The 21169-nt window shown below is 66.0% G+C and carries 16 protein-coding genes; 3 read left to right on the plus strand and 13 right to left on the minus strand.

Translation table 11 applies throughout. The annotated features are described in order from the left end of the window. Positions 1–18 precede the first annotated feature (18 nt). From IY716_RS02845 to IY716_RS02870, 6 genes are all read right to left on the minus strand, one after another. Entirely contained in the window at positions 19–969 is a 951-nt protein-coding gene (locus tag IY716_RS02845; protein WP_218220108.1) for a glycosyltransferase, read from the minus strand. Position 970: 1 nt separating this feature from the next. After that, positions 971–2011 (minus strand): glycosyltransferase family 4 protein, encoded by a 1041-nt coding sequence (locus tag IY716_RS02850; RefSeq protein ID WP_218220109.1) that lies wholly within the window; start codon positions 2009–2011, stop codon positions 971–973. Next, a complete protein-coding gene (locus tag IY716_RS02855; RefSeq protein ID WP_218220110.1) occupies positions 2008–2901 on the minus strand; it encodes a glycosyltransferase family A protein in 894 nt (297 codons plus the stop codon). Before IY716_RS02855 ends, IY716_RS02850 begins: the two co-directional genes overlap by 4 nt. A gap of 202 nt (positions 2902–3103) precedes the next feature. After that, positions 3104–5248, minus strand: coding sequence for an excinuclease ABC subunit UvrB (uvrB, locus tag IY716_RS02860; protein ID WP_218220111.1), 2145 nt, complete (start codon positions 5246–5248; stop codon positions 3104–3106). A gap of 9 nt (positions 5249–5257) precedes the next feature. Further along, positions 5258–5872 (minus strand): dephospho-CoA kinase, encoded by a 615-nt coding sequence (coaE, locus tag IY716_RS02865; protein ID WP_255316408.1) that lies wholly within the window; start codon positions 5870–5872, stop codon positions 5258–5260. Positions 5873–5881: 9 nt separating this feature from the next. After that, complete coding sequence (locus IY716_RS02870) at positions 5882–6820, minus strand: LysR family transcriptional regulator (protein WP_218220112.1); 939 nt, start codon at positions 6818–6820, stop codon at positions 5882–5884. A 71-nt stretch (positions 6821–6891) separates the two neighbouring features. Here IY716_RS02870 and IY716_RS02875 point away from each other — a divergent pair, with 71 nt between their 5' ends. After that, complete coding sequence (locus IY716_RS02875) at positions 6892–7884, plus strand: EamA family transporter (protein ID WP_218220113.1); 993 nt, start codon at positions 6892–6894, stop codon at positions 7882–7884. Here the strand turns inward: IY716_RS02875 and IY716_RS02880 are convergent. Next, positions 7827–8519, minus strand: a complete 693-nt coding sequence (locus IY716_RS02880; RefSeq protein ID WP_218220114.1) for an SGNH/GDSL hydrolase family protein — start codon at positions 8517–8519, stop codon at positions 7827–7829. The genes IY716_RS02875 and IY716_RS02880 overlap by 58 nt on opposite strands. 108 nt (positions 8520–8627) lie before the next feature. After that, entirely contained in the window at positions 8628–10415 is a 1788-nt protein-coding gene (locus IY716_RS02885; RefSeq protein ID WP_218221374.1) for a BCCT family transporter, read from the minus strand. A gap of 252 nt (positions 10416–10667) precedes the next feature. Between IY716_RS02885 and IY716_RS02890 the strand changes: the two genes are divergently transcribed. Then, positions 10668–11903, plus strand: coding sequence for a methyltransferase (locus IY716_RS02890; RefSeq protein WP_218220115.1), 1236 nt, complete (start codon positions 10668–10670; stop codon positions 11901–11903). A gap of 84 nt (positions 11904–11987) precedes the next feature. On the opposite strand, the gene rpsA is transcribed toward IY716_RS02890, so the two are convergent. The 4 genes from rpsA to IY716_RS02910 all read right to left on the minus strand — a co-directional run bounded on the left by rpsA (position 11988) and on the right by IY716_RS02910 (position 17287). Next, positions 11988–13496: a 30S ribosomal protein S1 gene (gene rpsA / locus IY716_RS02895; protein ID WP_192590697.1), complete on the minus strand. Its 1509-nt coding sequence runs from the start codon at positions 13494–13496 to the stop codon at positions 11988–11990. Positions 13497–13760: 264 nt separating this feature from the next. After that, on the minus strand, positions 13761–15158 hold the full coding sequence (locus tag IY716_RS02900; RefSeq protein WP_218220116.1) for a GNAT family N-acetyltransferase: 1398 nt from the start codon (positions 15156–15158) through the stop codon (positions 13761–13763). 567 nt (positions 15159–15725) lie between these two features. Beyond that, entirely contained in the window at positions 15726–16580 is an 855-nt protein-coding gene (locus IY716_RS02905) for an Asp/Glu/hydantoin racemase (RefSeq protein WP_218220117.1), read from the minus strand. Between the two features lie 194 nt (positions 16581–16774). Beyond that, positions 16775–17287: a DUF3830 family protein gene (locus IY716_RS02910; RefSeq protein WP_218220118.1), complete on the minus strand. Its 513-nt coding sequence runs from the start codon at positions 17285–17287 to the stop codon at positions 16775–16777. 117 nt (positions 17288–17404) lie between these two features. Between IY716_RS02910 and IY716_RS02915 the strand changes: the two genes are divergently transcribed. Next, the gene (locus tag IY716_RS02915; protein ID WP_218220119.1) at positions 17405–18115 is read left to right on the plus strand and encodes a maleate cis-trans isomerase; all 711 of its coding nucleotides are present in this window, start codon (positions 17405–17407) and stop codon (positions 18113–18115) included. A 47-nt stretch (positions 18116–18162) separates the two neighbouring features. Here the strand turns inward: IY716_RS02915 and polA are convergent, their stop codons facing one another. Then, a complete protein-coding gene (gene polA / locus IY716_RS02920) occupies positions 18163–21120 on the minus strand; it encodes a DNA polymerase I (RefSeq protein WP_218220120.1) in 2958 nt (985 codons plus the stop codon). Between the last annotated feature and the right edge of the window lie 49 nt (positions 21121–21169).

A 21169-nucleotide genomic window follows, 5' to 3' on the forward strand; every position in this document is an offset into this window, starting at 1 on the left:
GCGCCCTCGAGCAGATGATCACGTCAGCGTCTTGTGGACGCTGGTGGCAGCCGCCCGCAGCAGATGCTTCAGCTCCAGATCTGGGGCCTCGACGCTCTGCAGAAGCCCTGCCGCCTCGAGCTTGCTCGCCACCTGTGTCTGATGATCGTCGACGTGCTCGGCCCGCGCTTTCCTCCGGGGAACGAGGATGGGTGATATTCCCAGCTCCATGAGCCGGAGCGTTGAGCCGACACCGGCATGGCTGACCACCACGTCAGCCTGTGTCGCTTCTCGGTCAAAGTCCTCGACAGAGATGGTGCGGTGGACCCGCCCGGGGAGATCAACACGGTCCGTCTCCCCCAGCTGCCATACGATCTCAGCTCCCGGCGGGGCAGCCGCGAGTACCGCATCGACCAGGGCGTCGAAGCGGTAGGGGCGGATCGTCCCCAACGTCACAAAGATCCGCGACACCGCGAAGTTCTCGCCGAGGGGCTTCTCCACCGACTGGTAGGCACTCAACAGCGAATACCGGTAGTGCCACTGATCCGTCGCCCACTCGGGGTGCTGGGTGAATGTCCGGGCGAGCCCCATGCGCCGGGTCATGCGTCCCGTCAGCGAGGGGCCCTCGAATCGTGAGACGCTCTCGATGTAGAAGGTCGGGGTCCGGCGCAGACGTGCGACGGGGAAGACAGAGAGTGCGATGGCCGCTCCAGTGCTGATCACCACATCGATGCTGTCCCAGTCCAGTCTCGCGGCGTGTCTGGCGGCGTGCATGACGCCACGCCAGTCCCGTGACGCGATGTAGGGCACGATGGTGGCATCACGACCCGCGAGAAGCGAGGCGGACTGCGGCGAGTCAAATGTCATCCACTGTGACTGCGGGGACACCGCCAGCACGGACTCCAGCTGTACGAGCTGCTCCAGATGGCCCCCTGTGGAGGCGACCAGGAGGGCACGTCGACCCGCGAGCTCGGGGAAAGGTTCGTTCATGTCAGACCTCCGTGCCCGTCTCCAGCGTGGAGAGCCAGTTCTGCTCCAGGACCGGCACAAGGATCTCCCGGTCATGTCGGCTTTGAATACGTTCCCGCGCCGCATCAGCCAGCTCTGCTCGACGCTCGTCATCCTGAGCCAGCTGGCGCAGAGCGTCCGTGAGAGACCGGACGTCGCCGGGGTCCGTGATCAACCCGGCCTCCCCCACCACCTCACGGACCTGTCCCACGTCTGTGGCCACGACAGCACACCGACGAGCCATGGCTTCGAGCACGAACATGGGCATAGCTTCGCCCCTCGAGGGCAGCACCGCGATGCCGGCCTCGTCGAGCAGCGACATCATCTCTGTGTGGTGGAGGGTGCCCAGCCAGCGGCAGGAGGGCACCGAGGAATCGGCCTCGACCCCATCAGCCGGCCCCGCAATGATCAATGTCCACGTCGCATGCATCTCGGTGAGTGCGCTCCACGCCTCGAGGAGAACGTCCACTCCCTTGCGGCGACCCACCGCACCCCCGAAGACGATGGTGCGCTTCTTCGGAGACCGATCCGCAGGAACCGTGACAGCATTGGGGATTCGCACCACCGCGGACTCGGGCGCCAGCTCACGGCAGATCTGCTCAGATTCCTGGGTGAGCACGAGGACGACGTCGGCAGACGCGAGGGCTCTTCGGACGGTGACCGGATGGCGGCGCGCAAAATCGGCGAACCCGCTGCCATGCAGATGCACGGCGATCCCCAGACCGAGCATGTGAGCCCACCGAGCGAGGCCTCCCTCGCGGAGGAACGAGCCCCCCTGTGACATGTGGACCGCGACCACCGACCTTCGGCTCCTTGCCCGCAGGGCCGCAATGCGGGCGGCTGAGCCTGCCGAACGGAACACCGCAAGCCGATCTCCCTTTCCCATCGTGGAACGGCTGCCCTCGATGCGGACGCGTGTGTAGGTCCAGCTCAGGTAGGCATTGACGACCTGAGCCATGCCACCAGCGATGTTTCCCTGGGGACCGATGTGAAGCACTCTGGGCAGATCAGCGGCGGGCGTCACGGGCGTCTCCTTCTCGATGCAGCGCGGAGCAGATTGGTGTGGGACACCAGCAGGGCGCGCGGACCGGGGGCGGACTTCGCGCGGGCGTCGCGGATGACCCGCCTGCTTTCAGCCAGATCGCCCCGCAGCAGCGGAAATCGGGCAGAGATGAGCACGAGGAAGTCTCCGTGTTCGCGCGGGCGAGCGCGGAGGACCTGATCTGCCCAGTCGACGCTGAGCTCCGAGCCCGAACGCGAGGTGATTCCCTGCTCCAGCTGCTCATAGCGCACGAGATGACGGTCGACGATCAGAACACGCGCTCCACGCTGACTCTGTGTCTTGATCAACCAGTCCCAGTCCATGTGGATCTTGACAGATCCGTCGAAGGGCACCGCCAATGCAAGTTCCTGCGGGAAGAACAAGGTTGAGGACTGTAGCTGGTGCCGAGCTGAGCGCCAGCTGTCGCGCCTGAACAGGTAGCGCGGCACATCGGTCACTTCAGCGTCGAATTGCCGGGGCCACAGCTCGACGGCGGAACGGCGGACCTTCTCCACGCCGCACGATATGACCCAGTTCTTCGAGGAGAGCAGACCACGATCCTCGGCGAGTCCGAACTGAAGCTCGAGCTTCTGCGCCGACCAGCGGTCGTCATCGTCGAGCAGCGCCACGTGTGGATACCGAGCTGCTCGTATCCCCGTCTGACGAGCAGCATTGCTGCCCGGCTCCGCCGCCTTGATGACTCTCACCCGGGGATCGGGATGCGACCAGGTGTCATCCTCGGCGTTGTTCAATACCACAATGACCTCGACGTTGACCGAGGTCTGCGCGAGCGCGTCGGCGACTGCGTGCCCGAGACTCGCGCGACCAGTCGAAGGAATGACCACGGAGCAGTCACGGGCGCTGTCAGTCAACGGACCTCCAGAACGCCGCTGAACGGCAGCGTCGGCGAAGCAGACGTGAATTCATTTATCAGGTCCTAGCCAAAACGATCAGGAATGGGATTGACCCCTACGGTGATGGGCTGAGCCTAGTCCTGTTTCCCGCCTCGCTCAAGGGGAAATGAAGTTCCGTTCACCGCTGGTGGCGGGGCAGACCGCACTACGAGGTGAGCTGTCACATCTGAGCGTGCCCGGCGTTCTGCATCTGTCGAAGCTCTTTCTTGAGCTCGCCGATCTCATCGCGCAGTCGCGCGGCCACCTCGAAGTTGAGCTCCTCGGCAGCATTGTGCATCTGCGCCGTGAGCTGGCCGATCAGATCGGTGAGGTCCTTGGCCGGAGTCTGAGACGCCATCGACTTCGCAGAGCCGTTCTCACCAGTCGTCTCCCCCTCTTCGCTCTCGAAGCTGGTGTAGCCGCGATGCCCCTTGCCGTACTGGAACCCTGTGGCGAGGCCGCCCATCCCCTGAAGCAGGTCAGCGGTATCCGCATCCTCCCGTGCGAGCTGGTCAGTGATGTCGGCGATCTTCTTCTGCAGCGGAGTCGGATCGATCCCGTGCTCCGTGTTGTAGTCGATCTGGCGCTGTCGACGGCGGTCTGTCTCATCGATGGCGCGACGCATCGAGTCGGTGATCCGATCCGCATACATGTGCACCTCGCCCGAGACGTTGCGGGCCGCGCGCCCGATGGTCTGGATCAGCGACGTGGTGGAGCGCAGGAAGCCTTCCTTATCCGCGTCGAGGATGGCCACCAGCGACACCTCGGGCAGGTCCAGGCCCTCACGCAGCAGGTTGATGCCGACGACGACGTCGTGGACGCCGCGGCGCAGGTCGCGCAGGATCTCGATCCGCTTGAGCGTGTCCACGTCCGAGTGCAGGTACTCCACCTTGATGCCGTTCTCGAGCATGTACTCGGTGAGGTCCTCGGCCATGCGCTTGGTCAGCGTGGTCACCAGCACGCGCTCGTTCTTCGCAGTGCGCGTGCGGATCTCCCCGAGCAGATCGTCGATCTGTCCCTTGGTCTTCTTGATCACGATCTGCGGATCGACCAGTCCTGTGGGGCGGATGATCTGCTCCACATATCCATCGGCCTGTCCCAGCTCGTAGGACCCCGGGGTCGCTGAGAGGTACACGGTCTGCCCGATCCGCTCCAGGAACTCGTCCCATTTCAGCGGCCTGTTGTCCATCGCCGAGGGCAGCCTGAATCCATGGTCCACCAGGGTGCGCTTGCGCGACATGTCACCCTCGTACATGCCGCCGATCTGCGGGATCGTCACGTGGGACTCGTCCACGATGAGCAGGTAGTCGTCCGGGAAGTAGTCCAGCAGACAGTGCGAGGCGCTGCCTGGACCGCGGCCGTCGATGTGCCGGGAGTAGTTCTCGATGCCGTTGCAGAAGCCCATCTGCTGCATCATCTCGAGGTCATAGGTGGTGCGCATGCGCAGCCGCTGGGCCTCCAGGAGCTTGTCCTGGGACTCCAGCTCCTCGAGCCGGACGCGCAGCTCGTCCTCGATCCGGGTGATCGCCTGGGCCATCCGGTCATCGCCGGCCACATAGTGACTGGCGGGGAAGATGTACATCTCCTCCTCCTCGCGCACCACCGTGCCGGTGAGCGGGTGCAGCGTGGAGATCGATTCGATCTCATCGCCGAAGAACTCGATGCGCACCGCAAGCTCCTCATACATCGGGATGATCTCGACGGTGTCCCCGCGCACGCGAAAGGTGCCGCGATGGAAGTCGGTGTCATTGCGGGCGTACTGCATGCCCACGAAGCGGCGCAGCAGCTCATCGCGCTCGATGGTCTGCCCGACCTTCACCTCGACCATCTGCTTGATGTATTCCTCGGGCGTGCCCAGACCATAGATGCAGGAGACGGTGGCCACGACGACGACGTCGCGACGGGTCAGCAGGGCATTGGTGGCGGAGTGCCGCAGCCGCTCGACCTCCTCGTTGACGGAGGAGTCCTTCTCGATGAAGGTGTCCGTCTGCGGCACGTAGGCCTCGGGCTGGTAATAGTCGTAATAGGAGACGAAGTACTCCACTGCGTTGTTCGGCAGCAGCTCACGGAACTCATTGGCCAGCTGGGCGGCCAGGGTCTTGTTCTGCACCATCACGAGGGTGGGCCGCTGGATGCGCTCGACCAGCCAGGCCGCCGTCGCTGATTTTCCGGTGCCGGTGGCACCCAGCAGCACGACATCCTTCTCTCCACCCTCGATCCGCTCCGCAAGCTCCTCGATCGCCTTGGGCTGATCGCCCGACGGCTGGAAGGGACTGATGACCTCGAAGGGGGCGACAGTGCGGCTGATCTTCTGAGCGAGACTCATAGATCAATGCTACTGCCGGGCTCTGACACGTCCCTGGAGTTTCTCGTACAGCTCATCGACCTGTCGCCACAGGTCCTCGACGGTGCCAGAGTTGTCCAGAATGACGTCCGCCGCCGCGGCCCGCTCGGCATCGGTGGCTTGTGCAGCGATGCGCGCTCTCGCGTCCTCCTCCGTGGAGCCGCGGTTCTCCACGATGCGCGTGATCCGCTGCGACTCAGGCGCCTGCACCACCAGGACCAGGTCGAACCGGTCCTGCTGGCCGGTCTCCACAAGCAGCGGAATGTCCTCGACCACCACGGTTCCCGCCGGGGCCTCCTCTCGCAGGCGTGCGGCCGCGGCACGCACCCGCGGATGCACGATCGCGTTGAGCTTTGCCCGGGCCTCCTCATCGCTGAAGACCACCCGACCCAGAGCGCCCCGGTCCAGCTCTCCGGCCTCGGTCACCAGTTCACGGCCGAAGGCCGAGACCACCTCCTCGAGTCCCGAGCTCCCGGGTTCCAGCGCCTCGCGGGCAAGGCGGTCGGCATCGACGATCAACGCCCCGTGCTCGGCCAGCCGGGCCGCCACCGCTGATTTGCCGGAGGCGATGCCCCCGGTCAGTCCCACTGAATAGATCTCCGCCATGCCCCGATCCTAGTGCTCAGGGCCCGGGGCGCTGCTCATGGGAACCGCGTGAGCACGCGTGACCTCCTGTCCGATCTGCACCAGCTGCTCGGTGACGGTTCTCACTGCCAGGCGCTGGAAACGATCACGTCTGCTCAGTGCGACGATGCTGCGCTCCGCGTGGACGCCGATCAGTGGCCGCAGAATCACTCCGTCGCTGGGCCGCGTGGTGAACCGGGGAAGCAGGCCGATCCCTGCACCGGCAGCGACCAGCGACTCCACGAGGTGATTGTCCCTGAGTCGAAATGAGCGGTGCGCGGGTCGACCGGTGAGCTGCTCGATGGCGAGTGGTATCGCGTCGAAGGGGTACCCTTCGGGAACACCGATCCAGTCATGGTCGACGAGATCCTCAGGGGTGAGCCGCGGCATGGAGGCCAGCGGATGCTCCCGAGGGAGCGCCACGTCGATGGGCTCCCGCGCGAGCAGCGTGCTGCTGAGACCTTCTGCGCCGATCGGGGTCTCCCCGGTGAGGCTGTGGCTGATGACGATGTCGGCATCCAGAGCACGCGCGGCGAAATCGGCCTCAGCGATGTCAAAGTCGTCGAGCGCCAGGGCAATGGCGCTCCCCCGAAGCCGTTCGACCAGCGCTGGCAGCAGCGCCTGGCCTGCGCTGGGCAAGGTGCCCACCCGCACGAGTCCACGTGGCTTCCCGGTGCTCTCCTCCAGGCGCGCCTGGAGCCTTGCGAGACTCTCAGACACCTCTTCGGCTCCTTCTGCGAGCAGCTGCCCCGCAGAGGTCAGCCGCAGCCCCCGGGAATCTGGTTCGACAAGCTTCACGCGGAGGTCGCGTTCGGCGGAGCGAAGCTGCTGGGACAGCGCCGACGGCGTTCTATGGGTGGCACGAGCCACGGCCGTGAGCGTGCCCCGTGCGGCGATCTCGCGCAGCAGCTCCAGATGACGAAGTTCCATGTAGCCAAGCTACACCCTCCTCGCATAACAATTCAGTAGACCTGAAGTCAATCAACCCCGAGTATGAAGTCATGCCTATGCGCCACATCTCCCTCGCACTGCTCGTCGCCCTGCTGTGGGGTCTGAACTTCCTGGCTATCCGTTTCTCCCTTGACCAGTTTCCGCCGCTTTTCCTCGCCGGTATGCGGTTCCTGATCCTGGCACTGCCGGCCCTGCTCTTCGTACCCTGGCCTGGTGTCAAGATCCGGTACCTCCTGGGCTACGGCCTCGGCTTCGGCACCCTGCAGTTCTTCGGTCTCTACCTGGGCATGTCCGCAGGATTCCCCACCGGGCTGGCCTCCCTGGTCCTCCAGGCCTCGGCGCCGTTCACGGTGCTCCTGGGCGCCCTCGTGCTCAAGGAGCACATCACCGCCCGCCGTGCGGCGGGCGTCGGCGTCGCCGTTCTCGGACTGGCGCTGGTGGGGCTCTCTCGGGGCGTCCTGGACGGGTGGACCCCGTTTCTGCTGGTCCTCTTCGGGGCCTTCGGCTGGGCACTGGGCAACCTCGCCTCGCGAAAGGCCCAGACGGACCGGCCGATGGCGCTGGTGCTGTGGATGGCGGTGGTGCCGCCGGTCCCGCTGCTCACGGTGGCCTTCCTAGTGGAGGGCCCGGAGCAGATCGGCGCAGCGCTGGCCACCTCCGTCAGTCTTGAGGCGATCCCGGCGTGGGTGGGCCTGGCCTACACGATCCTCTTCGGCACGGTGGTGGGATCGGGGATCTGGGTCTGGCTGATGCGCAGGCACCCGGCCGGCGTCGTCGCGCCCTTCTCCATGCTGGTGCCGGTGGTCGGGATTCTCGCTGCCTGGCTTATCCTGGGCGAGGTGCCGACCTGGTTGGAGCTGGCTGGGGGCATGCTGGTGGTCGGCGGCGTCGTGTACGCCTCGCGGCGCGGCGCTTCTCCAGCGCAGCCAGTGCAGCCAGCACCCCCGGGGCAAGAGAAGGTGGAGGCTGCCGAACGGGCGACCCCTCACGAGTCGGTCTCTCGACCCAGGTACTCGACGACCGCGGCTCCGAACCGCTCTTGAGCCTCTGGGGTGAGATGGATCCCGTCGTAGGTCATTCCCTCGACGAACCCGCCGTCCGGACTCCGCAGGAATTCGAAGCCGTCGAAGTACTCCCACCCCCGGTCTTCAGCGAGCTCCCGGAGCGATTCGTTGAACACGCCGCTCGTAGGCATGACTTCCTGCTCCAACGGCGGGATGGCCAGCACGAGCACACGGTCGGCCGGCGCCTTGGCGACGATAGCCTCGAGGCTCGAGGCGGTCTGATCGAAGGGGACTCCCTGGACGAGATCGTTGGTTCCCGTCATCACGATCATGACATCTGCACCCATGACCCCGCGAAAACTCTCAGCCTGGAGGGTCGAGGTGGCCCCGGCCACAGCCCAACCGCCGGCGAACCGATATCCCTCCGAGATCAGGGTGGAGACCCAGGACTGGTCCCCGATCCTTCCCGCAGCGAAGTTCAGCGAGTCCATCTCGGTGTGCGAATCTCCTACCACCGCGACGCCGCCGTGCTCGGCCACCTCAGGCTCCCCAGCGGCGACGTCGGTCTCGCGCTCGGTCAGGACCAGCAGCGCCCCCATGGTGAGGGCCAGCACGACGGGGAGAACGTACGTCCACACGCTCGACGCACGTCGGTGCCGAAGGTTCTGGCTCATGCGCGCCTGGTGATCACGCGCGCGACATGAGTGCAGACAGAGATGCCCGGCTCCCGATGCGGGTGCCGGGCATCTCCAGGCAGAACACGGCGAATCACTCGACGCAGCTCAGTGACTCACGTGAGGGCCCCCGGGGTCCCTCGGCCCCACTGTGGGCAGATCGCCGGTGCGCACCCGGTACTGCTCCACGATAGGGGGCTGATCCGCGTGGTCCACGTCCGGAGCGTTCTCCGGCTGGGTGCCCTCGTGATAATCCGGGGCGACCACTGCTTCCTGGAGCGACTCGTCCGGCTCCTCCATGCGGCGCTCGTACTCCTCGGGGGGAAGCGTCTTGAGCCAGCGACGGGTCCTCAGGAAGCCGATCTCGCCGGCGTCCTCACGCATGGCACGGGAGAGGTTGTACATCATGAAGTAGCCCAGGATGAAGAACGGAAGCCCCAGGACCAGGGCCACGTTCTGCAGCGCCGCCAAGCCACCCTCGCCGGTGGCGGTGAGCAGCACGGCCGCGATGGTGCCGATGGCGATGGTCCAGAAGGCTCGCTGGTGCAGCGGGGCCTTGCCCTCGTAGCCGTTGCACATGTCGTCGAGGACCAGTGAGCAGGAGTCCATCGAGGTGACGAAGAAGATGCCCACGAGCATGATGGCGATCGAGGAGGTCAGGGTGGCCAGCGGGAACTCATTGAGGAATGCGAAGAGAGCACCCTCGACGCCGTCGTCCAGCACGGTGTCCACCAGTCCACCGTCACCATTGAGCTCGATGTCGAAGACACCGGCGCCCCAGATCCCGAACCAGATGATCGTGAACAGCGTAGGCAGTCCCAGCACGCCGGCGACGAACTGACGCACGGAGCGTCCCCGGGAGATGCGGGCGATGAAGATGCCCACGAAGGGAGCCCAGGCCACAGTCCAGGCCCAGTAGAAGATGGTCCAGGAATTCTGCCAGCCGGTGTCGGCGAGCGTGTCGTTCCAGAACGCGAGCTCGGGAAGCATCGAGACGTAGACGCCGGTCCATTCGATCATGCCGCGCAGCATGAAGACGGTGGGACCGGTGACCAGCACGAAGAGCAGCAGCGCGATCGCGGTCCAGATGTTGAAGTTCGAGAGCCGCTTGATGCCTTTATCGACGCCGAGGACTGCGGAGATCGTGGCGATCACCGTGACCACGGCGATGATCATGATGAAGTTCCAGGCGGAGTCGCTGATGCCCAGCAGGCTGGCGAGCCCGGCGTGGATCTGCAGGGTGCCCAGGCCGATCGAGACGGCCACGCCGAAGATCGTGCCCACGATCGCCAGGATGTCGATGCCTTTGCCGATCGGGCCGTGGATCTTGTCGCCGAGCATCGGCTGGAAGATCGAGGAGACGCGCGGGGGCAGGTTCCTCTTGTATATGAAGTAGGCGAAGGCCAGGCCAGGCAGCGCGAAGATCGTCCAGGTGTGCAGACCGAAGTGGTAGAGCGTGAAGCCCATGGCCTCATTGGCGGCTTCCATGGAGCGCGGCTCCACGCCCATCTGCTCTCCGCGCGGGGGGTTGGCGAAGTGGTTGGCGGGCTCCGCGACGGCCCAGAACATCAGAATGGTGCCGATGCCTGCGGCGAAGAGCATGCCGAACCAGGCGACATCTGAGTGCTCTGGCTCGTCGCCGTCGGCACCGAGCTTGATCCGTCCGAAGCGACCAGAAGCCTTATAGATGAGGAAGACCAGGAAGATGGTCACTCCGGAGATGTAGAACCATCCGAGGTTCTCGTAGATCCAGGAGGACCAGGTCCCGAAGAACTCACCCATTCCGGTGGGGATGAGCAGGGTCAGGATCACGAACCCGATGACGATGGCAGCAGAGCCGAAGAACAGGATCGGACTGGTTCTCAACCTGAAGAAATCGTGGAGGCGGAGCAGCATCATTGCCTTTCATAGTGTCTGGCTGAGGCCTGACCGGCGGGTGATCGTTCCTACGCTATGGAATTCTCGCGCAGAATGCACCCGCGATCGCGGCGGGTCGGCCGATTCCTGCCCTCTCAGACGGGGTGTTGAACCCGGATTCTCTGGGTCTCGCCCGCCATCTCCCGGAGCAGCGTCCGCGATCTCATTCGAATAACGATTCCCCTCTGCATTCCGGGACCAGCGGATCAGCAGAGCCTCTAAGCTTGAAACATGTCACTTCCTGCGGGGCAGACCCCCGACGTCCACCCTTCTCAGCTCACCGAGACGTTCGATTTCACCCGGCTGAGCCCCCCGGCAGATGCGGTGGACATGTTGCTGCTCGACACCGCCGCCGCATGGTGGGAGCACGGCCACGCGCGTGACGGTGTGCTCATCCTCGATGACCGGTCCGGAGCTCTCACCCTGCCCGTGCTGGCTTCGCTGATCTCCGACGCCGGCAGGCCTCGCGCAGCCTGCGCCGCCGTGGAGGACGCCGTCTCCGCCGTTCGCGTCGTCCAGGACGAGCTGGGGGCCGAGCTTGGTCTCCAGCGCAACGCGAGGCGCTACGAGCTGCCCGCCCCCGTCCCCGCGGAGCTGCCCGCCCTGAACGACGCGGAGCCAGAGGCCTTCGCCGGGGTGCACACGGTGCTGATGCATCTCCCCCGCTCCCTGGAGACGCTCGCCGACTGGGCCTGGCTCATCCGCCAGCATGCCGCAGCCGACGTGGTCGTGCTTGCCGGGGGCAGGGACAAGCATATGAACCATTCGATGAATCAGGTTCTGGAGAAGAACTTCTCCGACGTGTCGGCGGGCCGCGGACGGTCCAAGTCGCGGATCCTCACGGCGCGGGCGCCACGCGGCGATGTGCCCGCGGCCGAGCCGCGCACGCAGGCCCACCAGATCAGCGTGCCCGGGGCGGCACCGACCGATCTCATCCTATGCAGCATGGGCGCCACCTACGGAGGGACCAAGCTGGACCCCGGCACGCGGCTGCTGCTGCAGACCGCCGAGGCCCACGCGGAGTTCCCCGGCGCCGAGGAGGCCGTGGACTTCGGCTCCGGCAACGGGACCGTCAGCGCGTTCCTGGCGCTGCGCCACCGGGAGCTGCGCATGATCGCCACCGATCACTCCGCCTCGGCAGTGCAGTCCACCCGCCTGACGGCCGCCGCCAATGGCGTGGCAGACCGGATCGAGGCGATGCGCGACGATGCGCTGTCCCGTCTTGCCGACTCCTCGGCTGAGCTCATCCTGCTCAATCCGCCGTTCCACCAGGGCAACGCGGTGGACCCGGCGGCGGCCAACCGGCTGATCCGGGCCGCTGCGCGGGTGCTCGCGCCAGGAGGAAGGCTGTACTGCGTCTATAACTCGCATCTGAAGCACCGAGCGGTGCTGACTCGAGAGATCGGACCCACCCAGCAGCTCGCACGCGATGCGCGCTTCACGGTGACGGTCTCCACGGCCAGCTGATCCCCACGGCGCACGAAAAGGGCCCGTCCCACCAGATCGGTGGAACGGGCCCTCTTCTCATTCAGCTGAGATCAGCCGTGAAGATCAGCCGTTTCCGGTGAGCTTCTCACGCAGAGCAGCCAGCGCCTCATCGGAGGCCAGCGTGCCGGCATCCTCAGTGGTGGTGTTCTGCGAGGAGGAGTAGTTCGACGGAGCAGGCTCCGACTTGCTGCTGGAGCTGCTGCTGCTCGAGGAGCTGGAACCGACAGTTGCCTGAGCGGCAGCTTCGGCGTCTGCTTCGATAGCTGCGACGACCTGCTTCTTGTGCGCTTCCCAACGCTCCTGGGCCTTGGCGTACTGAGCCTCCCAGACGGAACGCTGCTCGTCGTAGCCTTCCATCCACTCGTTGGTCTCCGGATCGAAGCCCTCGGGGTACTTGTAGTTGCCGGCGTCGTCGTACTCGGCATCCATGCCGTAGACGGCGGGATCGAACTCTGCACCCTCGGGGTCGACACCTTCGTTGGCCTGCTTCAGCGAGAGGCTGATGCGGCGGCGTTCGAGGTCGATGTCGATGACCTTGACGAAGAGCTCGTCACCCACGGAGACGACCTGCTCGGCCAGATCAACGTGGCGCACTGCCAGCTCGGAGATGTGCACCAGACCCTCGATGCCGTCCTCCACGCGGACGAATGCACCGAAGGGCACCAACTTGGTGACCTTGCCGGGGACGACCTGGCCCAGCGCATGAGTGCGGGCGAAGGTCTGCCACGGGTCTTCCTGCGTGGCCTTGAGCGACAGGGAGACGCGTTCGCGATCCATGTCCACCTCGAGGACCTCGACGGTGACTTCCTGGCCGACCTCGACAACCTCGTTCGGGTGATCGATGTGCTTCCAGGACAGCTCGGAGACGTGAACCAGACCGTCGACGCCGCCGAGATCCACGAACGCACCGAAGTTGACGATCGAGGAGACGGTGCCCGTGCGGACCTGACCGCGCTCGAGCTTGTTGAGGAAGGAGGAGCGGACCTCGGACTGGGTCTGCTCGAGCCATGCACGGCGGGACAGGACCACGTTGTTGCGGTTCTTGTCCAGCTCGATGATCTTGGCTTCAATCTCCTGGCCGATGTAGGGCGCCAGGTCGCGGACACGGCGCATCTCCACCAGCGATGCCGGCAGGAAGCCGCGCAGACCGATGTCCAGGATGAGGCCACCCTTGACGACCTCGATGACGGTGCCGGAGACGACGCCGTCCTCTTCCTTGATGCGCTCGATGTCGCCCCAGGCGCGCTCGTACTGAGCCCGCTTCTTGGAGAGGATCAGGCGGCCTTCTTTGTCCTCCTTGGTGAGGACCAGAGCCTCCACCAGATCGCCGACGGCGACGACTTCGTCCGGGTTCACATCGTGCTTGATGGAGAGCTCGCGGGACGGGATGACGCCTTCGGTCTTGTACCCGATGTCGAGGAGGACCTCGTCGCGGTCGACCTTGACGATGGTGCCCTCTACGAGGTCTCCGTCGTTGAAGTACTTCATAGTCGCATCTACTGCGGCGAGGAACTCTTCTGCGGTGCCGATGTCATTGACGGCGACCTGTGGGGCAGTGGTAGTGGTGGTCATGTAGTAGGGGCTCCGATATGGATCGTGTGCTGGCGTGGTCAGTGCACGGGCGTGCCGTGCAGGGCGACGTTCTGGTGCACCGAGCGATGGACAGATGAACAGGGTGAACTCGTCAGGTCCCGATTCCGGCGTGGACGCCGAAGGGCGGACTGTTGAGTTGAATCTGCATCAGATGTCGGAGACGACTCTGTGCGCAGAACGCGCCCGGTCAGTTTATACCGGCAATCCAATACGAATCAACCGGCAGTCCGGGCTGCTCACGGCTCAGAAGTGCGTGGCACAGAACGGGGCGGTCGGCAGATCCATGATGCGGGAGATCCGCTCCACGTCCTGCTCCGTGCTGGACCCGAGTCGACCCGCGGCGTGCAGCGTCCGGACGGAGACGTCGCCGAGATACATCGAGCCCAAGGACTCGACGCTGATCTGGAGCGAGGGCAGCTCTGCTGGGGAGGAAGCCTCCGCAGGAGTGACCGTGGCGGCGCCGTCGTTGACGCTGACCGTGAAGTGGCCACCGGTGATTCCCAACGGATCCTCCACCTTGAGGGCGAACTCGCCATCGCCGTTGAACGCACGGGCCTCGAGCGCCTTCTTCACGTCGAGGATCCGCACCCAGAGCAGATCCCTGAGTGACTCCACCCGATAGCTGCGCGGATTCACCAGCGCCGCCTGCAGCGGGTCCACGAGCGGCGCGGTGCGCATGGTCGCCCGACGGACGAGGTCGAGGCTCGCCACGTAGTTCCAGAGGGCGAGATGACTCTGGTCATCCCCGGCGATCAGGTCGTAGAGGCGGATGGTGCTGGGCTCGGTGTCCCAGCCTTCGTGCTTGAAGGTGACATACCCGCCGACGCTGCCGTCCTCGCGGATGTGGACCGCGGCGCGGAGGTTCCGGTTCCACGCGCTCTGGTCCTCGGGGTTCAGCCGTGCGGTGCTGATCATCTGATAGGTCTGCTGACGCCCGATGGATCCGCGGGTGCGTGCATGGAACGCAGCGAAGCTGGTGCCGATGACCTCGTCGAGCTTGACCGGATCGGCGGAGATCACCCGGCCGGGGGGCTGGGTGCGCAGGGCGAACCCCTCCCCGGTGCCCTCGCCCAGATCCACCCGGATCCGTGCCTCCCGGGTGGCGCAGCCGAAGCCGAAGCGGCCGTAGATGCCGCCCTCGGAGACGGTCAGCGCGGCGACCGGCAGCCCGTCCGCCACGGCCCGGGAGAGTGCGGAGGTCATCAGGTGCTTGAGGATGCCTCGGCGGCGGAAGCTTGGGTTCACCGTCACCACGGTGATCAGCCGCGCCGGCAGCGGACCGTTCGGGCCACCCGCATTGAGGGTCTTGTCATAGTCCACGAAGGTGCCCACGGGGTGCTCGGCGTCGAAGCCGACCTCTGCGAGCGCGGGGCCCCAATACTCCTGGGAAGCAGCATCGCGGTCCACATAGACCGCGGAGAGAGTCTGCTCGTCGGCCACCAGGGCTCGCCCGATCCGGTCGATCTGTTCATCGGAGAACCACGGCTCGTAGAAGCCCTGTTCGGCGGTCCGGGCGAAGGCGGCCGTCTGGGGGTTCACGGACTTGCCATCCGTGGTCAGCGCCGCGGGGAAGGTCTCGCTGCGCAGCCCCTTCGCCAGGGGTGCGATCGCGGGCTGCTGGGGTGCCTGTAGGTCTGCCACAGTAGTTCACGATATCGGTCCGGAGGTGCAGGTGCCAGACGAGGCGCGACTGGTGCCCATCAGGCAAGGCGTCTATGCCTCGAGCCGCGCGCCAGGTGGGGCTGCACGCAGAACCTGGGCGGTTGAGTCATCCCGCGCCGTTGCGTGAGCCTCCGCTCCCCCGCGGCGTGACGCGGGCGGAGCTTCGCGCAGCCTCGGCAGCAGACCGTGTGATCCCGAGTGAGCAGATGACACCGGCGTGCCTCGCTGGACTGACCTCAGATTCGGCCGGTCTGACGGCCTCGGTGGAGCCGCTCGCCCTCGCACTGCTGGACACGGTGCCCCGTATGCCCTTCGATCCAGCGGTCGTGGTGTTTTATGCCGCGCTCGGGCGAATCACCAAGACCGAGCTCCCTCGAGGAGGCCCTGTCGCAGTGGCGGCCCCTTCTCTGCACCAGGCGGTTTCGTGCGGCCTGGGACCGCGCCGTCGACTTCGCGGACCCACGTTGCGCGAGGATGCCATCCGCAGCACCGGTCGGCGGGTGGTGCGCTGGAGCTGGGAGGCTCAGCGGAGCCTTCGAGAAGACTTCAGGGGCCGCTCAGGACGGGTGGTGTCACGGCGCTTTCGCCGACACGTCCTGCTGCGAGCGGGAGGAGGGGGTACCGCTCCGTCGGTCCGGGTCCGGACTGCTCACGGTTCGCCGTGGTGCGCAGCAGCGTCTGCCCTTCGCCGTTCGCGAACTTCGCCAACCGCCGCAGCCCGGCCCACACGATGGCCTGGTTGGCGGTGATGATGGGCTTCCCCAGTTCGGCCTCGAGCGGTGCGATGAGGTCGTACGTCGGAAGATTGGTGCAGCTGACCACGACGACCTCGGCGGCGGGCGTATTGGCCCGGCGGATCAGCTCCGCGGTCTGCGCATAAGGGACCTCCCAGATACGCCCATCGAGCCCGAGCTCCGCGCTGCCGGTCACGGTGACGCCGTATTCATGGAGGAAGGATTCCAGCAGCAGCGACAACGACGGCGTATATGGGGTCGCCGTCGAGACCCTTGTGATGCCAAGGACGGAGAGCGCTTCGACGATCGCACCGGAGGACGTCACCGCCTCGCGCGCTCCGACATCCGTCATCGCGCGCACGAGATCCTCCTGCCCTGCCCGACCACGCACGAAGCTTCCGGATGTGCAGGCGTACAGGACCACGTCCGCACGACCGGCCGTGACGCGGCGGACGCCATCGGTGACGACACTCGTCTCCGCCACCTCCCGTGCGAACTCCACCGTGACGACGTCGTCCAGAAACGGAGTCCTGGTCATCAGCAGGTCGACATCGCCGGGGAGCCAACGCCACAGCTCTGCGTCGAGCTCCATGTCGAACGGCGTGACGACACCGATCGCCGCGCGGATGGGCGGGCCAGACGGGAGGCCCTGAACTTCCGGTGCCATGTGTGCTCCTAGACCTGGCAGGAATGTTGGCGTGAAGTACAAAGGTTCGCCTAGGGTGCCCCGTCACAGCTGATCCGCACTGTGTCAGGAGAATTCTGACTATAGGGGCTACCACCCGCACGGAGGTTTCCAGCAGATGAAGACCGTGGAAGAGCCTGCGCCCCGGGACCAACCGGTTCGAACCTGGGATCGGCTCAGGGGGTCAGAGGCCCCTCGGCGCGAGCAAAGCTCAGCGTCTCCCCGCGGGCGCCACCCATCCACACGTCCTGGCATGCGGCGGCAAGCTCGGCGAGCCCCTCCTCGATCGTCGCGAAGACGTTCCCCGGGACCCACCCAACGTCGCCGTTGACCAGCAGATTGTTGCGCCCATAGAAGACGGCGAGGTCGATCAACAATCGGTTCTCGGCGGTTCCCGCAGACGCCTCGTATCCGTAGGCGGGATTCTCCAGCACGCCCTCGAAGGTGAAGTAGCAGAGGTCCCCCGGAATCGGCGTGATCGTCTGGTTCTCCGGACCGGGTTCCTCGGCGGCGAAGGCGGGGAACAGTGCGTAGACCTCATTGCGTGCGAACTTTCCGTGAAAAACCTGCCCGGACTGGGGAAGAGCTTTCCACACGGCCTCGGCGGTGCGGGGGGCTTCCTCGTCGAGCAGTCGGGCTCGGGCGGTGACGCCGCGCTTCTCCAGCGTGACGGTGAGATACCGGGCCATCAGCAGTCTCCATTCGACGGAGGGAAGGCGTCACACAACGGCACCCTATGAATGTCTACAACTTAACTGTAGGTTTTCCGGGAAGACACGCAATGCCTCACGAGAAGCCAGGCCGCCATGCACACCGTCGCCATCCTTTACCCCGGCCACAGTGCGGAGGACGAGTACCCCGCCCTCGAGCAGCTCATCCCAGACACCTCCTTCCCAGTGATCCACACCTGGGAGGGCAGCACCGACCACGACGTCGACGCGTTGCTGACCCTGGGCTCTCGAACCAACCTGGTTCCCTCCGCGGAGAAGGCCCGCGAGTTCGCGCCCGGAGCCGCGATGTGGGCCTGCACCTCGGGCAGCTTCGTCTATGGCCTGGATGGATGCCGGGAGCAGGCCGGGTGGATCGAGCGGGCCGTCGGCGTCCCGTCCTCCTCCACTTCCCTGGCGTTCGCGGAGGCCGTGCGCCACTTAGGTCTGAGCAAGGTCGCGGTGGCCGCGACATACCCGGAGGAGGTCGCCTCCCACTTCCTCCGATTCCTGGAGCAGGATGGGATCACGGTGACGGCGCTGTCCGCCTACCACGTTCCCAGCGGCGAGGATGCTGGCCTGTTGGACGCCGAGTGGGTGCTCGAGACCGCCCGCGCCGCCGATCTCACCGGCGCGCAGTGTCTGCTGATCCCCGACACCGCCCTGCACACGATCGCCCTGCTGCCGAGACTCGAGAAGGCCCTGGGCGTTCCCGTGCTCACTGCCAACCAGGTCACAGCCTGGCAGGGGCTGCGATCGGCAGGCCATCCCGCTCGCGCCGAGGGTCTCGGGGCACTCTTCAGCTGCTGAGCAGGCCGACTGCCGGAATCAGCTCGGGAGATCTGCAGCGCCCTCGCCTAGTGTGCGGCTTCGTGCCAGGAGGAGCCCACGCCCACATGCACGTCCAGCGGGACGTCGAGTTCCGCGGCGGCGCCCATGTGGGTCACCACCAGGGTCTCCAGGGCTTCACGCTCCCCCGCGGCCACCTCGAAGATGAGCTCATCGTGGACCTGCAGCAGCAGCCGGGACTTGAGTCCCTCCGCGCGCATGGCTGAGTCCACGCCGATCATCGCCTGCTTGATGATGTCCGCCGCGGAACCCTGGATGGGGGCGTTCAGCGCAGCGCGTTCGGCCATCTGGCGCAGCTGCCGATTCTCACTGGTCAGGTCCGGCAGGTAGCGACGACGCCCGAAGATGGTCGAGGTGAACCCGTCCTTCTTGGCCTGGGTGACCACCTCACGCAGATAGTCCCGGACTCCGCCGAAGCGCTCAAAGTACTCATTCATCAGGTTCCGAGCCTCATCGACTCCAATGCCGAGCTGCTTGGAGAGCCCGAAGCTGGACAGCCCATAGGCCAACCCGTAGCTCATGGCCTTGACCTTCGAGCGCTGCTCGGGCGTGATCTCGGAGGCGTCCACGCCGAAGACCCGGGAACCGACGAAGCTGTGCAGGTCCTCCCCTGCCCGGAAGGCCTCGATCAGTGCCTGGTCCTGAGACAGGTGGGCCATGATGCGCATCTCGATCTGCGAGTAGTCTGCGGTGAGCAGGGTCTCGTAGCCGGAGCCGACCACGAAGGCGTCACGGATCTTCCGTCCCGCCGCGGTGCGCACCGGAATGTTCTGCAGGTTCGGGTTGAGCGACGAGAGTCGACCCGTGGCGGCCACAGTCTGCGCATAGGTGGTGTGGATCCGCCCATCCCCGGTGATCGTCTCAGTCAGACCCGTGACGGTCTGGCGCAGTCTGCTGGAGTCCCTATGGTTCATCAGGTGCACCAGAAAGTCGTTCTGCGTCTTGATCAGCAGCGCCTGCAGGGTCTCCACATCGGTGGAGTACCCGGTCTTGTTCTTCTTCACCCCTGCGGTGGGGAGCTCGAGCTCCTCGAAGAGCACGGTCTGCAGCTGCTTGGGCGAGCCCAGCTTCACCTCATGCCCCACCACCGCGTAGGCGTCCTGCGCCGACTGCTCGATGGCGGCGGCGAACTCCGCGTCCAGCGACTCCAGCTTCTCGGTGCTCACGGCGATCCCGGTGAGCTCCATCTGCAGCAGGATCTCGGCCAGCGGGATCTCCATCTCCCGCAGCAGCTTCTCGCCGTTGCGCTCCACCAGCTGCTCCCCCAACGCCTGAGAGAGCTGATGCAGCAGCATCCCATGCAGAGCCGCAGCGTCCAGATCCTCCGCGGTGACCCCGGGAAGCAGGTCCTGGGAGGAGAACAGGTCAGGCCCCTGGGAACCGGGCGCCTCGGCGTCGTCGGCGCTGTGGCCTCCGAGGTAGGAGGCCGGATCGGTGGAAGCACCCAGGTACTGGGTGACCAGCTCGGTGAAGGCGAAGTTCCGGCGATCCGGCTGGATCAGGTACCCGGAGATCAGCGTGTCCTCCACGGCCCCGCGCAGGTGCAGCCCACGCCAGGCCAGCCGCTTGCCGGCGTCCTTGATGTCATGGACCAGCTTCGGCGCCTCCGGATCCTGCAGCCACTCCGCAAGCACTGCATCGGCCTTCGCGTCGAGGGCGCTCAGCGAGACCGCCATCGCGGGGAGGCCGGACGGCTCAGCGGCGGATTCCCCGGCGTCGTCATCGGTTTCGCCGGCCTCGGCAATCTCCGCCGCTTCGGTCGCCGCGGCCACCTCCCCGGAGGCTGCCGGCACCAGCACGACGGCGAGCGCCTCCGCCACGCGGGCTGCCTCGTCCCGCTTGGGCTTGGTGGTCAGCGATTCGCCGCTGCGGTCCAGGCAGAGCGCGATCGCCATCGGCGCCCCCGCGTGGGTCTTGAGGAAAGCTGCAAGCTCCTCAACCTGCTCGGTCACCATGACCGCGGGCAGCGCCTCGGTGGGCTCGGGCGCCACCACGGCCTCAGGGAAGCGCGCAGAGAAGGTCTCGAAGAGCCGTTCACGGATCTGGTTGAACTGCAGTGCGTCGAAGAGCGGGTCCAGGACCTCACGGTCGGGGAGCTGCAGCTCGGCATCCTCCAGCGCCACGGGGAGATCGAGGTCACGCAGCAGCAGGTTCAGCTCCAGGTTGCGCTCCACATCGGCGAGCGCCTCGCGGAGGTTCTCCCCCGCCTTGCCGCCGATGGCGTCCGCGTTCTCGATGATCCCGCGGGTGGAGCCGTATTCGGCGATCCACTTCGCGGCCGTCTTGGGGCCGACCTTGGGCACGCCGGGCAGGTTGTCTGCGGACTCCCCCACCAGTGCGGCGAGGTCCGGGTACTTCAGCGGCGGCACGAGGTACTTCTCTTCCACCGCGGCCGGGTCCAGCATCGCGACCTTGGACAGGCCAGAGGTGGGGTACATCAGCGTGGTCCGTTCGGTGACCAGCTGCAGGGTGTCACGGTCCCCGGAGACGATCAGCGTCTCCCACCCGGCGGTGTCCGCACGGGTGGCGTAGGTGGCGACGATGTCATCGGCCTCGTATCCCTCCAGGGTCACCACGGCGATGTTCATCCCCTCGGCGACCTGCTTGATCAGGTCGATCTGACCGCGGAACTCCTCGGGAGTCTTCGCACGGCCGCCCTTGTACTCGGCGTAGGAGGTGTGCCGGAAGGTGGGGGTGTCCAGGTCGAAGGCGAGGATCACATGAGTGGGGAGCTCCTCGCGGATCAGCTTGAGCAGCATGTTCGTGAAGCCGTGCACCGCGTTGGTGTATTGGCCGGAATCCGTGAGGAAGCTCTCGGTGGGCAGGGCGTAGAAGGCCCTGAACGCCATGGAGTGACCGTCGATGACCAGGAGTTTATGGGGGCTAGTTGACACGGTCCTCAGCCTATCGTGACCCCCGCCGCTCACCCCAGAGGTGCCCCGCCCCTGGCGCACCCCCGGAAGCATGCCCGGGAGCATCCCCGTGCGCCTGCACTAGGTCATTCGCTGCGCCAGC

Source organism: Nesterenkonia sp. Act20 (assembly GCF_019173455.1).
In the GTDB taxonomy this organism is placed as follows: domain Bacteria; phylum Actinomycetota; class Actinomycetes; order Actinomycetales; family Micrococcaceae; genus Nesterenkonia.

Excerpts from the sequence above, each read along its gene's own strand:
- polA (WP_218220120.1), bottom strand. The coding sequence starts at position 21,120 with ATGCTTCCGGGGGTGCGCCAGGGGCGGGGCACCTCTGGGGTGAGCGGC.
- IY716_RS02870 (WP_218220112.1), bottom strand. The coding sequence starts at position 6,820 with ATGGAACTTCGTCATCTGGAGCTGCTGCGCGAGATCGCCGCACGGGGC.
- IY716_RS02880 (WP_218220114.1), bottom strand. The coding sequence starts at position 8,519 with ATGAGCCAGAACCTTCGGCACCGACGTGCGTCGAGCGTGTGGACGTAC.
- IY716_RS02885 (WP_218221374.1), bottom strand. The coding sequence starts at position 10,415 with ATGCTGCTCCGCCTCCACGATTTCTTCAGGTTGAGAACCAGTCCGATC.
- IY716_RS02905 (WP_218220117.1), bottom strand. The coding sequence starts at position 16,580 with ATGGCACCGGAAGTTCAGGGCCTCCCGTCTGGCCCGCCCATCCGCGCG.
- IY716_RS02845 (WP_218220108.1), bottom strand. The coding sequence starts at position 969 with ATGAACGAACCTTTCCCCGAGCTCGCGGGTCGACGTGCCCTCCTGGTC.
- IY716_RS02890 (WP_218220115.1), top strand. The coding sequence starts at position 10,668 with ATGTCACTTCCTGCGGGGCAGACCCCCGACGTCCACCCTTCTCAGCTC.
- rpsA (WP_192590697.1), bottom strand. The coding sequence starts at position 13,496 with ATGACCACCACTACCACTGCCCCACAGGTCGCCGTCAATGACATCGGC.
- IY716_RS02915 (WP_218220119.1), top strand. The coding sequence starts at position 17,405 with ATGCACACCGTCGCCATCCTTTACCCCGGCCACAGTGCGGAGGACGAG.
- coaE (WP_255316408.1), bottom strand. The coding sequence starts at position 5,872 with ATGGCGGAGATCTATTCAGTGGGACTGACCGGGGGCATCGCCTCCGGC.
- IY716_RS02910 (WP_218220118.1), bottom strand. The coding sequence starts at position 17,287 with ATGGCCCGGTATCTCACCGTCACGCTGGAGAAGCGCGGCGTCACCGCC.
- IY716_RS02875 (WP_218220113.1), top strand. The coding sequence starts at position 6,892 with ATGCCTATGCGCCACATCTCCCTCGCACTGCTCGTCGCCCTGCTGTGG.
- uvrB (WP_218220111.1), bottom strand. The coding sequence starts at position 5,248 with ATGAGTCTCGCTCAGAAGATCAGCCGCACTGTCGCCCCCTTCGAGGTC.